Consider the following 14,047-nt stretch of genomic DNA (forward strand, 5'->3'; position numbering starts at 1 on the left):
CACCACATGTCTTTGCCTCCCGGCTTTCTGGACGAACTTCGCACCCGCGTCAGCCTGTCTGACGTCGTCGGGCGCAAAGTCATGTGGGACCAGCGCAAGAGCCAGCCGGGCAAGGGCGATCTGTGGTCGCCCTGTCCCTTTCATCACGAGAAAACCGCGTCTTTTCATGTCGATGATCGCAAGGGATTTTATTATTGCTTTGGCTGTCACGCCAAGGGCGATGCGCTGAAATTCGTGCAGGAGACGGAAAATGTCTCCTTCATGGAAGCGGTGGAAATCCTCGCGGGCGAGGCCGGGCTGGAGATGCCGAAACGCGACCCGAAGGCGGCCGAGAAACAGGACCATCGCAGCCAGCTGGCCGAGGTGATGGAGCTTGCGGTGCGGTTCTTTCGTCTGCAGCTCAAGACCCAGGCCGCGACCGAGGCGCGCGCCTATCTGGCGCGACGCGGTCTCGGTGGCGAGGCGCTGGAGCGCTGGGAAATCGGCTTCGCGCCGGAGGGCTGGCAAATTCTGTGGGATGCGCTCAAGGGCAAGGGCGTTGCGGACGAGCTGATCCTCGGAGCGGGCCTGGCCAAGCCCTCCAACAAAGGGTCAAAGCCCTTTGACACCTTCCGCAACCGGATCATGTTCCCGATCCGCGACGCGCGGGGGCGCGCCATCGCCTTTGGTGGGCGGGCGATGGATCCAAAGGACAATGCCAAATACCTGAACTCGCCCGAGACCGAGCTGTTCGACAAGGGGCGCAATCTCTACAACCACGGCCCCGCGCGGGCGGCGGCCGGCCGGGGCACGCCTTTGGTCGTGGCCGAAGGGTATATGGATGTGATCGCCCTGTCCGAGGCGGGATTCGCCTCCTCGGTGGCGCCGCTGGGCACGGCGGTGACGGACACTCAGCTGCAGCTTTTGTGGCGGATTTCGGATGAACCGATCATCGCGCTGGATGGCGATACCGCCGGGGTGCGCGCTGCGATGCGGCTGATCGACATGGCGCTGCCGCTGCTGGAGGCGGGCAAATCGCTGCGGTTCGCGGTGATGCCGGAGGGCAAGGATCCGGACGATCTGATCCGCGCCGAAGGTCCGGGTGCAGTGCAAACCCTGTTGGATCAGGCGATCCCGATGGTGCGGTTGTTGTGGCAGCGCGAGACCGAGGGACGGGTCTTTGACAGCCCGGAACGCAAGGCGGCGCTCGACAAGACCCTGCGCGAAAAGATCAAGCTGATCCGCGACCCCTCCATCCGCCAGCACTATGCCGAGGATATCAAGGAGCTGCGCTACCAACTGTTTCGCGGCAACCGGGGCGGCCAGAGCGGACCCGGCGGGCGCGGACAGGGGGGCTCCGGCTATGGCCAGCGGGGCGGTGGTTACCAATCACGCTCCCGAAATCAGGGCGGGTTTCGCGATGGCGGCCGGGCGCCATGGGGCCTGCCGCCCACGCCGCGCGCCACCACGCGGTCGTCCATCGTGGCGTCGAATGAGGGGCAGGATTTCGCCCGCATGCGCGAGGCGGTGATCCTGGCCACCGCCGTCACCACGCCGACAGTGATCCCGGAGTTCGAGATCAACCTGGAGCGGATGCAATGCGTGGATGCGGAGCATGCCCATCTGCGCGACCTTCTGTTGCGCCATGGCATTGATGCACCGGAGCGGCTGCGCGATGAAATTGCACATGCGCTGGGCCCGGATGCCCTTGAAAACCTCCTGTCGCTGCGCCATGTGGCAATAAGTCCCTGCGTGCGCAAACCGGGTGATCTTGAGATGGCAGGCCTGACCCTGACCGAAGAGTTCGCAAAACTGGAAAGCATTGCAGGGCTCAGCGCCGAACTGGCAGAGGCCGAGGAGGATCTGGACGGTCTGGCGGACGAGGCCCTGACCTGGCGCCTGCGTCAGGCGGCCGAAGCACGCAACCGGGCGGTACGAAGCGAGAATGAGGACAAGGCAACCTATGATGTGGGCGAAAACGGGGCGCGTCTCAATCGGGACGAGCGCGACGCTTTTGGAGCTTTGCTCGACCGAATCGGCTTCACCGAAAAATAACTGAGCAAAGACGCCTTTAACGCGCCCAACTGTGGCCGCAGCGCCGCGAAAGGGCGTTTTGCTAAAGAAGCGCAAAGAAAAATTGGGTAAACGGGGTGACGAATCACAAGACCGCTCTAAAGATTCGCTCCACCCGAATCGCCCGCAGCCCCTTAGAGGAGCATTGAATGGCCGCCAAAGATACTGACGACCGCAAGCCTGACGACCAGGACGCCGAAATCTCGCTCGATATGAGCCAGGCGCAAGTCAAGAAGATGATCGCCGAAGCCCGCGAGAAGGGCTACATTACCTACGATCAGCTCAATCAGGTTCTCCCGCCGGATCAGGTCTCTTCCGAACAGATCGAGGACGTGATGTCCATGTTGTCGGAAATGGGCATCAACATCATCGAGGACGAAGAGGCTGAGGAGGAGGAGAACAAAGGCTCCACCGAACTCGTTTCCGCAGAAACCAACCGTGAGGTTTCGGTCTCCGGGGCGCAGGCTGAGAAGCTGGACCGGACCGATGACCCGGTGCGTATGTACCTGCGCGAGATGGGCTCTGTCGAGCTGTTGTCCCGCGAAGGCGAGATCGCGATTGCCAAGCGGATCGAGGCCGGCCGCAACACGATGATCCTGGGGCTCTGCGAGAGCCCGCTGACCTTCCAGGCGATTACCATCTGGCATGACGAACTGCTGTCCGAAGACATCCTGCTGCGGGACGTCATCGACCTGGAAGCCACCTTTGGCAACCAGATGGACGAAGAGGGCGGCGTTGGCGAACCGGTGGTAGATCCCTCGGCGGTGAACGCGGCCAAGTCGGAAAAAGACAAGGACGACAGCCCGGAACTGGACGCGGACGGCAATCCGATCCTCAACAACGACGACGACGATGACGAGGACGATCAGGCCAATATGTCCCTCGCCGCGATGGAAGCGGCGCTGAAGGACCGGGTGCTTGAAACGCTGGAGCGGATTTCCAACGATTTTGCGATGCTGTCGGAAATGCAGGATCTGCGGATTTCGGCAACGCTGAACGAAGACGGATCGTTTTCCGCCTCGGACGAAGCCAAGTACCAGCAGCTGCGCTCTGAAATCGTGGAGCTGGTGAACGGGCTGCATCTGCACAACAACCGGATCGAAGCGTTGATTGACCAACTTTATGGGATCAACCGCCGGGTGATGCAGATCGACAGCGCCATGGTGAAGCTCGCCGACCAGGCCCGCATCAACCGCAAGGAATTCGTCGACGCCTATCGGGGCCGGGAACTGGATCCGAACTGGCTCTCTGACATGGGGGACAAGCCGGGTCGCGGCTGGCAGATGTTCATCGAACGCTCCACCGAGAAGGTCGAAGAACTGCGCGCGGATATGGCGCAGGTCGGCCAGTACGTCGGCCTGGATATTTCGGAATTCCGCCGTATCGTGCAACAGGTGCAGAAGGGCGAAAAAGAAGCCCGCCAGGCCAAGAAAGAAATGGTCGAGGCGAACCTGCGTCTGGTGATCTCCATCGCCAAGAAATACACCAACCGTGGTCTGCAGTTCCTCGATCTGATCCAGGAAGGCAACATCGGCCTGATGAAGGCGGTGGATAAATTCGAATACCGGCGCGGCTATAAATTCTCAACCTATGCGACCTGGTGGATCCGGCAGGCGATCACCCGCTCTATCGCGGATCAGGCGCGCACCATCCGTATCCCTGTCCACATGATCGAGACGATCAACAAGCTGGTCCGTACCGGGCGTCAGATGCTGCACGAGATCGGCCGCGAGCCGACGCCGGAAGAGCTGGCCGAAAAGCTGCAGATGCCGTTGGAGAAGGTCCGCAAGGTGATGAAAATCGCCAAGGAGCCTATCTCGCTCGAGACCCCGATCGGGGACGAGGAAGACAGCCAGCTGGGCGATTTCATCGAGGACAAGAATGCCGTGCTGCCCTTGGACAGCGCCATTCAGGAGAACCTCAAGGAAACCACCACCCGCGTGCTGGCGTCGCTCACCCCGCGTGAGGAGCGGGTTCTGCGGATGCGGTTTGGCATCGGCATGAACACCGACCACACGTTGGAAGAGGTCGGCCAACAGTTTTCGGTGACGCGCGAGCGGATCCGCCAGATCGAGGCAAAGGCCCTGCGCAAGCTCAAGCACCCGAGCCGCAGCCGCAAGCTGCGCAGCTTCCTCGACCAGTAACCCACGCGGGCCTTGCCCTGCCGCCGCAGGTGGGGGCGGGGGATGCGATCAAACAACTCGGGCGTTCCAATTGCAATTGGGGCGCCCGTTTTCTGTTTGCGACCTTTGCCCGACAGGCGGTTTTACCTGCGGGGAAAGGCTGACGCTTGATCTCCGTCCGGCAGAGAAATTAACCATTCGTTAACTATTTCAACCCGCCAGCGATTGAATAAAGATTTCGGTGAATTATCATTACTCGTGGTGAGTGAAGGTAATTTGACCGGGATGCCCGGTTGGGGGTGGAGATGACTGGACAACGCAATGACGCAACACATGCGCTGAGTGTGCTTGATGAAAAACTCGAGGCTCTGGATACGATGACCGAGGTCAACTCGTTTCTGGTGTCGGCCCTGCGCGAACACGAAGCGGTGCTGAAACAAATGAGCGCCGAGGAAACGCGCGACATGTTGCGGCGCAAGGCCCGTGCGGTCTATCGCGCCGAGGGCGGTCAGAAGCCCAATCCGAAGGCGCTGGAGCTGCTGGAGAAAACCCTGGGCAAGGGACCTTCGGCCGAGATCATCCCCTTTCCGACCCGCCGCCGCTAAGCGGGCAGGGCCAAAAGGCGGATCTGGCCGCACGTTGGCCCCTGTCAATCCGGGGCGGTCGGTGACTTGTTTCGGGCCGCTGCAGGGTCTACATGAGCTGTAGACGCTGAAAGGATGCCAAACATGTTGCCCTCTAATTTGACCTTCCGCGCCGCATGGTCCGCATTGGCGGGGCTGCTGGTTGTGGCGGGATGCGGGGCCCCTCTGACAACAGGCCAGGCTCCGGACTTTTACGCCACCCAGGCGCAGGCGCGGATCTATGCGCTGGATGCCACCAGTTTCGAAGTGGTGCCGCCGATTGGCGCCGAGGGCGCGGCCTATTGGTGTGCCGCCGCCGATTTCGCCCGGCACAGGCTGGGGGCCGGGTGGTCGCAGGACATCTACGTGCAGAAGGGCCGTGCGGACAGTGTGGTCAACGGACGGATCGAAACGGTGACCTTCACCCTGGACCCGACAGCGCGGGCAGAGCCGCTGACCCTGATCCGGCGCGCTTATGGCTTTAAGCCCGGCGACCGGTTCAGTCTTTCGACGGCAGAAGGGTTCTGTCGGGAGCTTGAACCGCTGCCGTTTCTTTAGGGTCGATAGCGCCCATGTATCAGCACGAATTCAGCGTTACGACCGACGGGCCGGGGCTTTACGAGGTCACGCGCCCGCTCTGTGCCTGGCTCAAACAGACAGGCGCATCGTCCGGTCTGCTGACGCTTTTTGTGCGCCACACTTCGTGTTCGCTTTTGATCCAGGAAAACGCCGACCCGGAGGTGCAGGGTGACCTTCAGGCGTTTTTCTCCCGCCTGGTGCCGCCATCGAGCGATCCCTCGATGTCCTATCTGCGGCACACCTATGAGGGCCCTGACGATATGCCGGCCCATATCAAGGCCGCAATGATGCCCGTCAGCCTGTCGATCCCGGTTGCGGATGGGGTGCCGGTCTTGGGCACCTGGCAAGGGATCTATGTGTTTGAACATCGCGAGGCAGCGCATCAGCGTCGGATCTTTGCCCATTTTAACTAGGCGGCCCCTAGGCGGCCACCGCGCGTCTCCAAGGTCTTGGGGTTGCAATTCACCTCTACCCAAATCCTAGCCGCTCCCCTATAGTTGTGGATAAATGCGCAATTCAGCGCACAAGAAGAAATTGTGTCAGACAAGGGAGCCGGCGGATGCGCTGCCCGTTTTGTGGAAGTGTCGATACCCAGGTCAAGGACTCTCGTCCGGCCGAGGATCATGTCTCGATCCGGCGGCGGCGGTTTTGCCCGGCCTGTGGCGGGCGGTTCACCACCTACGAACGGGTGCAGCTGCGCGATCTCGTGGTGATCAAAACCAACGGCAAGCGCGAGGATTTCGACCGCGACAAGCTCGAACGGTCCATCCGGATTTCGATGCAGAAACGCCCGGTCGATCCGGAACGGATTGATCAGATGATCTCGGGCATCGTGCGCCGTCTGGAAAGCATGGGCGAGACGGATATCCCCTCCAAGACCATCGGCGAAATTGTCATGGAAGCGCTGGCGCGGATCGACACGGTTGCCTATGTTCGCTTTGCAAGCGTCTACAAGAATTTCCAGGCCGCCGATGATTTCGAAGATTTCGTGCACGAGTTGCGTCCGCCGACCCAGCCCGACGCCTGAGATCCCGCCGCCTCTCTGGGGCTGTGTCGACTGGGGAAAGGTCCGATCGAATGACCCTGCGTGATGATCGTCGCTACATGGCGCTGGCGCTGTCCCTTGGGCGGCGCGGGCAGGGGCGAACCTGGCCCAATCCGGCGGTCGGATGTGTTCTGGTCAAACAGGGTCGTATCGTGGGGCGCGGCTGGACCCAGCCCGGCGGGCGGCCCCATGCCGAAACCATGGCGCTGGCGCAGGCGGGGGCAGAGGCCGCAGGGGCCACAGCTTACGTCAGCCTGGAACCCTGTGCCCATACCGGTCAGACGCCCCCCTGTGCCGAGGCACTGATCCGCGCGCGCGTCGCCCGCGTGGTTGCCGCGCTTGAGGACAGCGACCCAAGGGTCAGCGGGCAAGGTTTTGCGATGCTGCGGGCGGCGGGTATCGTGGTGGACACCGGCCTGCGGGCGCAAGAAGCGGGGTTCGACCACGAAGGATTTTTCCTCAGGACCGAGCAGGGCCGTCCCTTTGTGACGCTGAAACTTGCATCCAGCTTTGATGGACGCATCGCCACCGGATCGGGCCAGAGCAAATGGATCACCGGGCCCGAGGCGCGGCGATACGTGCATGCGATGCGGGCGCGCCATGATGCGGTGATGGTCGGCGCGGGCACGGCGCGGGCGGACAATCCCTCGCTGACGGTGCGGGACCTCGGCATCGACGACCAGCCCGCCCGGGTGGTGGTCTCGCGCCATCTGGACCTGCCCTTGATGAGCGCGCTGGCCCGCACGGCGCGGGATGTGCCGCTTTATCTGTGCCATGGAACCGGCGCCGACAGCGACCGGCTTCGGGCCTGGGCTGAGGTCGGGGCCCGGTTGTTGCCCTGCAGCGCGCTGGGAACGCAGCTGGACCCGCACGATGTCTTGCAGCAGCTTGGCCAGGTCGGGCTGACGCGGGTGTTCTGCGAAGGCGGCAGCGCCCTGGCGGCGAGCCTGCTGGCCCATGATCTGGTGGATGAACTGGTCGGCTTCCATGCCGGTCTGGCCATCGGGGCTGAGGGGCTGCCCTCTATTGGCGCGCTTGGGATCGGGCTCTTGGACGAAGCCCCCCGTTTTGCCCTGGTCGAGGCGCGCGCGCTCGGGCCCGATATCCTGCACCGATGGCGACGTCCGCAGGATTGCCCTGCGCGCTGAGGGGGGATTGAATTAGGACAGCAACACTGACTTATTGTTTCGCGCGCGAAACAATGGGTCAGAACTGCTGCGCCAACTTGTGGGGGTGTTGCAGGGCGCGCGCCACATTTACCCGCCCAAAATACGCCGAATATCCGAAAATTGCCGGAGCGATCCCCGGAGCTGACGTGATCAGCAGGGGCCGCGTGCCCCGGCCTGCGAGACGGAGCCGCGTTGCGCCCTCAGCGCCACAAATGGGCGGCGGATGCAAACAGGCCCTGCAGCTTGGCCAGGCTGCGCAAGGCCGGTCCCTGGCGGGGGAGAACGCCGCTGACGAGCCGTTCGACAGCGATTTCCGGCGGGCAGGCCAGGCCGGAGATGGGGTCGAAATACCGGGGGTAATCAATCAAGGCCGCATGCGCCAATCCCAAAATCCCCGGGCTGGCGTCGCGCCAATGGGGCGCCTGCAGGCGGTCCTGCGTCAGCCCCCAGCCCGCATAGAAGGGCAGGCCGACGCAAGTGACCGGCACCCGGCGCAACAGCGCTTCGAACCCCAGCAGCGAGGTCATGGTCCAGACCTCGTCCACGGAATCGATCAAGGCTGCGGGATTGGCATTCTCGGCGATCACATCGGCCCAGGTCAGGGCATCGGTGGCGCTGATCTTGCCTTTGCGCAGGCCCGCCTCGACATCGGGGTGGGGCTTGTAGATGACCACGGATCTGGGGCGCGCCGCCCGTACGGCCTGCAACAGTTTCATATTGGTGTTGATCTTGCCCGCGCCGAGGCGAATGGAGGCATCGTCCTCGACCTGACCGGGCACCAGGATGCGGTGTCCCTTGGGCAGCTCTGGCAAGTCGCCGCCAAGGTTGTACTTCGTCACCTCATGTTTGATCAGCCGCATCACCAGCGCCTCGACACGGCGTTCCTGTTGCGGCGTCAGGGTGGCGCGGTCGCGGATCAGTTCGTCCAGATCGCTTTGGCGGGTCGGATCGTAATAGATCCCCTGCCGATCCAGCACCAGCGACAGGGGGGGCACCAGTTCGGCGCCAAGCCCGCGTGAGCGCAAAAAGCCGTCTTCCAGGTTCCAGGCGCCGGCGTGGTCTTCGGTGGCCTTGCCGGCCCAGACCATCCAGTTCTTGCCGCTTTTCTTGGCCGAGGCGGCATTCTCGGTAAAGCTCATGGCGGTGCGGCTGCCAAAAAACGCCTGCAGCGGTTTGCGCTTCCAGAGGCGAATTTCAGACGCAGCCCATCCGGCCCGATCCTCGCGCCAGGCGCGGACCTTGGCCTCCAGCGCATCAATCACCTGCTCCAACGCGCACAGGCGGTCGTTATAGGGGTCATACCAGGTGGGATAGAGGATCATCGCCGCGGCAAACAGCTGCGCGCGGGTCAGTTTGCGATTGCGCCCTGCCGGGGGGAATTCATCCTCCGTCAGGCCCCAGCCGGCATAGAAAGGCTGGCCAAAAACCCGTGGTTTGTGGCCGGCCAGGATCGCCTCGAACCCCATTTGGGAGGACACAGTATAGACCGCAATCGCCCCGTCCAGCAGCAGATGTGGCGACACGGGCGCGTCATAGAGCGCCACCCGGTCGGAGACATCGCGGGCGCTGAAATACCCGGGCCGATGGCCCCGCGCGGTTTCAGGATGGGTCTTGATGAGCACCTTTGCACCGGGGTTTTCCTCCTGTGCAAAGGCCAGCATTTCCTGAAAGCGGCCCTGATCGGCGCCGGCAAAGGGGATCGAGGCCTTGACCGAGGCATCGCCGCGCAATTGGTCGATCACTAGCACATAGCCCGGCTCCGGCACGGGGGCATCGGGGTGAAAGCCGTTGTATTTGCTCAGATGCGCGTCCTGCAGCCGGGCGATGGCATCGCGGGCGCGCCGCATCAGGTTGCTGTCGTCCAGAGGGTCGGTTTTCAGCAGGGTAACCAGATCGCTGGACAGATGCGGGTCGAAATGAACGCCGGTGCGGTCGATCAGCAACCCCAGGGGCGGCTCTCCGGCGCGTCCGGGATAAACCGACCGCAAAAAGGCGTCTTCGATGCGCAGCAAGGGGGCCTGATGCCGTTCGGCCATGGCCTTGCCCCGGTGGGCGGTCGGGGAGTCGCCCCAGATACCGATCAGATCGCCACTGCGGGGACGGCCCAGACGAATGTCGTAGCCAGCCAGTTCGAGAATGCGACGCACCCGCTTTTGCGTCAGAAAGCCGCCGTTGTACACAAAAAGCCGGGAGCGGTCGCTCCCGGGTTTTGTCGTGTCCGCCTGCGGCGAAGGCCTGCGCAACATGTTGTCTAAATCACCCGCCAAACAGTGTGTCGGCGCTCGCGGCGGTCGACAGCGGCGTGAACAGCAGGTTGAGCGATTTGGTCCACTGCGTGTAGGGCGCTTCGGTCACATAGACGGTGTCGCCATCGCGAATAACGAAATCGCGGGCGATAAACAGTCCATTGGGCTGGGTGAGGTTCAGCACGTAAATCATCCGCTGGGCGCCAATCAAGTCGTCGCGACCCAGCACCTGGTTGGAGATTTCGGCGGCCTCGTTGCGGAACACAAAGACGCCGGTCGGGTCGGATGCCATCGCAAGAAGGCCCCCGACGCGCGCAATCGCTTCCAGCGCCGACAGGTTCTGGCTCTCGAAGGGCACGCGCGCCTGGGCGGCGGTGGCGCCAAGCGCGGTAAAGGCGCGGGTGTCGGTCTCCACCAGGATCTTGTCACCATTGCGCAGGGCAATATCGAGCTGCGGATAGTCATAGAGATCCTGGAACCAGACAGTTCCGCTCTGATCGCCGCGGATCACGGTCACCTGGGCAATTTCCGGTTCGATCACCACGCCGCCCGCCCGGGCCAGCATCGTGGACAAGGTCCGGGTTGGCCGCTCGATCGGATAGACGCCCTGGCCGCCGACGGCCCCGGTCAGGCTGACGGTCGCACCGTCCCCGGCGAGGCGGCGCACCTGCACCTGTGGATCCGGGGTCTGGTCTTCGAGCTTGGCGGTGATTGCTTCGCGCAGCTGGTCCGGGGTGTTGCCGGCGGCGCGGACGCGCCCGGCATAGGGCACAAAGATGAAACCGGCCCCATCGACCTGCACTTCTTCGAGCAGGGTCGCATTGGCGCCGGCACTGGCCAACAGGCCGTCATCGACGTTTTCCCAGATGGTCAGCCCGAGGATGTCACCGGGTCGGATGATGTCTGACGTCAGCACCGATGCATTGGTGAACGCGTCGGAAAATCCAAGAGCGGGCACAACGGCCGTGGCGCGGGCGACACGGTCATTGACGGATACAACAAAGGCATCGCCCTGTTTCTGGACGGAACCTGCAAAGATCTGGCGCTTGTTCGGGCCTGCCTTGGGCAGCCCGCAAGATGCCGCGAGGGCGACCGCAGCCAACAAGGCCACGGGGCGCGCCCATCGAAAATGCATGGGTTTCACTGCTCGGTCTCCTCGACCTATTATTATTTTGCCTCAAGTTTTGTATGCAAAATAGCCGAGTGTCCCACAAAAATCCAGAGATCTGTTCGTTTGAGTTCAGGTCACGGCGCGCAAGTGTTGCCGTGGCGCTGCTGTGCCTGTCAGAAAGGCATCATAGGGGTCGTCTTCTGCCAGCATCATGTCGACCACCTGACGCAACAATTGCCGCCGTCCGGAGCGCGAATAGAACCCGCCCGGAAGCTGTGAGGTTTCCAGCAGATAGCGGCGATATTGTTTGTAGGCGCGACCGTCAGGGCGGGCAGGCGCGGCAAAAAAGTCGGCCAGGGGCTGGGTCGAGACGAAATCCGGCTTGTCGTAGACCGCCTTGCCAAACACCTTGAGCGGCAATCCGCGCCACAGAACCTGCTGTCCGGCGGTGGAGTTCACGGTGACCGCGGTGCGGGCCTCGTTCAGCAATTGTGCCAGCTTGCCGCCGCGCACGTAGTGGATGCGATCGGCCACATCATGCGCCCGGGCCAGCCGGTTGATTTCCCGGCGCAGTGGCACGCGGCCATCCTCCAGCGGATGTGCCTTGAACACCAGATGATGATGGAGCGGCGCGCTGGCGGCAAATTCGGTAATCACCGTGTCGAGAAAATCCGTCATGGTGGAAAAAGGGGAATGGCTCTGGAAGGCGCTGTCATGTTCCAGCTGCAGCAGCGCCAGATGATAGGGAAACCCGCCATTGCGAATGCGCGCCGTCGCGATCCTGCGGTCGAGCGCATGGAGTGGCATCATCAAGAGCCGGCGCAGGTAGAGCTGAAATTCCTTGGTGACCGAGAGCGAGCGATGGGGGCGGAAGCTGCGATAGCGCCGGTTCCAGAACATCACGAACCAGTGATAGAGCGCGCCGTAGACCACATGCTGGCGGGTGTCGCCCCAATGGGCCGGGGGCAGGGGCATGTCCAGTTCGCTGCGCGCCAGCGCCTGTTCCATCGCGGCCACCGGCATGTCCATCAGCCGCGAATGGCCGTTGGACCCGCCCCGTTCGTAGGTGACCCAATAGGGCCGCAAATACCCCTCCTCAAAGACGTGAACGGTGATTTTGCGGCGTCGCGCGATCTCGACCGCCTGCGCATGGATCGGGCGGGTGTCGCCATAGAGCACGATATCGGTGATGGCGTGGCGTTCCAGCAGCGTCTCAAGATGGGCGGGCCAGTCGTCAAGCGTGCCATTGAAGGGCAGGTAGCTTGTCCGGTCGCGCCAGAAGGCGGCATCGCCGGCGTTGAAGCCGACCCGGCGCACAGTGCAGCCCGCAGACCGCAGGATTTTGCCAAGTGCCGAGAAAAACGGGCCGTGCGGCCCCTGCAGGAACAGAAAGCTGCGCGTATCTGCAGGGCGTGAGGGCATCTGTCGCGGGCTCCTTTGGGGATGCGCTGAAGGCGCTGAATGGCGTGGCAAGGTTGACGAGACGTAGCGCCATTCTAGGGCAAAACTATGACCAGATGCTTGTAAGCGGCAACCCACCTCTTGAGCCTGGCGCCGACAGGGGCTAGCTCTTGGCGGATGGCGGGCCTTGATGGCAAGCCCATGCGAAGGAGACGGCCCATGTTCACCGGTATTGTCACCGATGTCGGCACTATCATCGAGCTGGAGCAGCAGGGCGACCTGCGGGCCCGCATCCAGACCGTGTATGACACCAGCCGCATTGATATGGGGGCCTCGATCGCGTCTGACGGGGTCTGCCTGACGGTGGTGGGTCTGGGGCCGGATTGGTACGATGTGCAGATCTCGGCCGAGACGGTGTCAAAGACCAACCTCGCGACCTGGGCGGTGGGCAAACGGGTCAATCTGGAACGGGCGCTCAAGGTCGGCGACGAGCTGGGCGGCCATATCGTGTCGGGCCACGTTGACGGGGTGGCGGAGGTCGTGAGCCTGCGGGACGAGGGCGACAGCACCCGCGTGACCCTGCGCGCGCCAGAGGCATTGGCGCGGTTTGTGGCCCCCAAGGGCTCGGTTGCGCTGAACGGCACCTCGCTGACCGTGAACGAGGTTGAAGGCTGCGACTTCGGCATCAACTTCATTCCGCACACCAAGGAGGTCACGACCTGGGGCGATGTCAGACTGGGCGACCGGGTGAACCTGGAGATTGATACGCTGGCCCGCTACGTGGCGCGTCTGCAGGAGATGCAGTGATGGTCGAGACCAAACAGACCGCCGCGGGTCTGGGGCATAACGGCGGGCCAAGCATGGAGCCGGGACTGGTCTGGCGCACCCATGCCTGGCGCTCGGCGCAAAAGAAACTGATGCCCAACACCATCCCCAAACTGGTGCTGCAAATGCGCCTGCAACGGGCGGCGGAGCTTGGCATGGACTACAAAACCTATGCCAAGGTGCGTCAGACCTCCGGTCAGGATGTGTTGGGGTTGTTGTTTTCCTCCAACGCGCTGCGGCTGTTTGGCAGCCCGCAGCTGCCAGCACCGGAAGCCGCCGTGCTGGAGCGCATTGTACGGGCCGGTCGGCTGGCGTTGGTGCATCGCCCGCAGGATCCCGCGCGCGTGTCCGAGGCCAACCCGGCGCTGGACAAGGTGGCACAGGCGCCCTTCTTTACCGAGGGCTGGGGCCAGATCCGGGACCGGGTGCAGGGGATCATGCGCCAGCGCGGGCTGCCGGGGGCGTCTGTCGTGGTGATCGGCGCGGCTCCGCTCGAACAGGAGTGGAGCACGGCAGGGCGCGCGGCGGCCTATCTTTGCGCGTCAGAGTATTTCAGCGGTCAGGCCGGCCGCTGACACCGCGCCACTGCGTCACGACCGCGCGAGACCACCGTGCGGGGACACGGAGGGGCACTGGGGACAGGGGAAAACCGGCAAACCGGCAGCGCGGCTTTGTTCTCGGGGGGGCTGCCCCTCGGGATGGTTGCACTGATATGGCGTGAGATTGCCGGGTCTGTGCGGTTTCGCACATTGGGCGTGCTGGGGAATTGCCTCGAATTTGCCGGGCACGGCCCTGCAATTGCCGCTTGCGGGCTGGTATTCGCGCCTGACGTGGTCTATCTCGGCTGGCACACCACAGGCGCAGGAGGGAGGG

12 protein-coding genes are annotated in these 14,047 nt (G+C 63.3%); 9 read left to right on the forward strand and 3 right to left on the reverse strand.

The window, feature by feature from the left end; all coding sequences use genetic code 11:
- Window positions 1-6 precede the first annotated feature (6 nt).
- The 7 genes from dnaG (at window position 7) to ribD (ending at window position 7,570) form a co-directional block, all read left to right on the forward strand.
- Window positions 7-2,034, forward strand: a complete 2,028-nt coding sequence (dnaG, locus tag TRIHO_RS15455; protein ID WP_068245563.1) for a DNA primase — start codon at window positions 7-9, stop codon at window positions 2,032-2,034.
- Between the two features lie 167 nt (window positions 2,035-2,201).
- Entirely contained in the window at window positions 2,202-4,196 is a 1,995-nt protein-coding gene (gene rpoD, locus TRIHO_RS15460; protein ID WP_068245564.1) for an RNA polymerase sigma factor RpoD, read from the forward strand.
- 284 nt (window positions 4,197-4,480) lie between these two features.
- The gene (locus TRIHO_RS15465) at window positions 4,481-4,780 is read left to right on the forward strand and encodes a hypothetical protein (RefSeq protein ID WP_068245565.1); all 300 of its coding nucleotides are present in this window, start codon (window positions 4,481-4,483) and stop codon (window positions 4,778-4,780) included.
- A 123-nt stretch (window positions 4,781-4,903) separates the two neighbouring features.
- A complete protein-coding gene (locus TRIHO_RS15470) occupies window positions 4,904-5,356 on the forward strand; it encodes a hypothetical protein (protein ID WP_068245568.1) in 453 nt (150 codons plus the stop codon).
- A 14-nt stretch (window positions 5,357-5,370) separates the two neighbouring features.
- Window positions 5,371-5,790, forward strand: a complete 420-nt coding sequence (locus TRIHO_RS15475) for a secondary thiamine-phosphate synthase enzyme YjbQ (protein WP_068245571.1) — start codon at window positions 5,371-5,373, stop codon at window positions 5,788-5,790.
- Window positions 5,791-5,936: 146 nt separating this feature from the next.
- Complete coding sequence (nrdR, locus tag TRIHO_RS15480) at window positions 5,937-6,404, forward strand: transcriptional regulator NrdR (RefSeq protein WP_068245572.1); 468 nt, start codon at window positions 5,937-5,939, stop codon at window positions 6,402-6,404.
- 50 nt (window positions 6,405-6,454) lie between these two features.
- Window positions 6,455-7,570 (forward strand): bifunctional diaminohydroxyphosphoribosylaminopyrimidine deaminase/5-amino-6-(5-phosphoribosylamino)uracil reductase RibD, encoded by a 1,116-nt coding sequence (gene ribD, locus TRIHO_RS15485; RefSeq protein WP_269745359.1) that lies wholly within the window; start codon window positions 6,455-6,457, stop codon window positions 7,568-7,570.
- A gap of 221 nt (window positions 7,571-7,791) precedes the next feature.
- Here the strand turns inward: ribD and TRIHO_RS15490 are convergent, their stop codons facing one another.
- From TRIHO_RS15490 to TRIHO_RS15500, 3 genes are all read right to left on the reverse strand, one after another.
- A complete protein-coding gene (locus TRIHO_RS15490; RefSeq protein WP_068245573.1) occupies window positions 7,792-9,837 on the reverse strand; it encodes a capsular polysaccharide biosynthesis protein in 2,046 nt (681 codons plus the stop codon).
- A 10-nt stretch (window positions 9,838-9,847) separates the two neighbouring features.
- The gene (locus TRIHO_RS15495) at window positions 9,848-10,972 is read right to left on the reverse strand and encodes a polysaccharide biosynthesis/export family protein (protein WP_068245575.1); all 1,125 of its coding nucleotides are present in this window, start codon (window positions 10,970-10,972) and stop codon (window positions 9,848-9,850) included.
- Between the two features lie 105 nt (window positions 10,973-11,077).
- Window positions 11,078-12,370, reverse strand: coding sequence for a capsule biosynthesis protein (locus tag TRIHO_RS15500; protein ID WP_068245577.1), 1,293 nt, complete (start codon window positions 12,368-12,370; stop codon window positions 11,078-11,080).
- Between the two features lie 198 nt (window positions 12,371-12,568).
- On the opposite strand from TRIHO_RS15500, the gene TRIHO_RS15505 reads away from it, so the two are divergent.
- Window positions 12,569-13,156: a riboflavin synthase gene (locus TRIHO_RS15505; protein WP_068245580.1), complete on the forward strand. Its 588-nt coding sequence runs from the start codon at window positions 12,569-12,571 to the stop codon at window positions 13,154-13,156.
- Window positions 13,156-13,749 (forward strand): hypothetical protein, encoded by a 594-nt coding sequence (locus TRIHO_RS15510; protein ID WP_068245583.1) that lies wholly within the window; start codon window positions 13,156-13,158, stop codon window positions 13,747-13,749. Before TRIHO_RS15505 ends, TRIHO_RS15510 begins: the two co-directional genes overlap by 1 nt.
- The last annotated feature ends 298 nt before the right edge of the window (window positions 13,750-14,047 follow it).

It is taken from the genome of Tritonibacter horizontis (assembly GCF_001518015.1).
Lineage (GTDB): Bacteria > Pseudomonadota > Alphaproteobacteria > Rhodobacterales > Rhodobacteraceae > Epibacterium > Epibacterium horizontis.

What these genes read in the sequence shown, in the direction of transcription:
- dnaG (WP_068245563.1), top strand. Translation starts at nt 7, where the DNA reads ATGTCTTTGCCTCCCGGCTTTCTGGACGAACTTCGCACCCGCGTCAGC.
- rpoD (WP_068245564.1), top strand. Translation starts at nt 2,202, where the DNA reads ATGGCCGCCAAAGATACTGACGACCGCAAGCCTGACGACCAGGACGCC.
- TRIHO_RS15465 (WP_068245565.1), top strand. Translation starts at nt 4,481, where the DNA reads ATGACTGGACAACGCAATGACGCAACACATGCGCTGAGTGTGCTTGAT.
- TRIHO_RS15470 (WP_068245568.1), top strand. Translation starts at nt 4,904, where the DNA reads ATGTTGCCCTCTAATTTGACCTTCCGCGCCGCATGGTCCGCATTGGCG.
- TRIHO_RS15475 (WP_068245571.1), top strand. Translation starts at nt 5,371, where the DNA reads ATGTATCAGCACGAATTCAGCGTTACGACCGACGGGCCGGGGCTTTAC.
- nrdR (WP_068245572.1), top strand. Translation starts at nt 5,937, where the DNA reads ATGCGCTGCCCGTTTTGTGGAAGTGTCGATACCCAGGTCAAGGACTCT.
- ribD (WP_269745359.1), top strand. Translation starts at nt 6,455, where the DNA reads ATGACCCTGCGTGATGATCGTCGCTACATGGCGCTGGCGCTGTCCCTT.
- TRIHO_RS15490 (WP_068245573.1), bottom strand. Translation starts at nt 9,837, where the DNA reads ATGTTGCGCAGGCCTTCGCCGCAGGCGGACACGACAAAACCCGGGAGC.
- TRIHO_RS15495 (WP_068245575.1), bottom strand. Translation starts at nt 10,972, where the DNA reads ATGCATTTTCGATGGGCGCGCCCCGTGGCCTTGTTGGCTGCGGTCGCC.
- TRIHO_RS15500 (WP_068245577.1), bottom strand. Translation starts at nt 12,370, where the DNA reads ATGCCCTCACGCCCTGCAGATACGCGCAGCTTTCTGTTCCTGCAGGGG.
- TRIHO_RS15505 (WP_068245580.1), top strand. Translation starts at nt 12,569, where the DNA reads ATGTTCACCGGTATTGTCACCGATGTCGGCACTATCATCGAGCTGGAG.
- TRIHO_RS15510 (WP_068245583.1), top strand. Translation starts at nt 13,156, where the DNA reads ATGGTCGAGACCAAACAGACCGCCGCGGGTCTGGGGCATAACGGCGGG.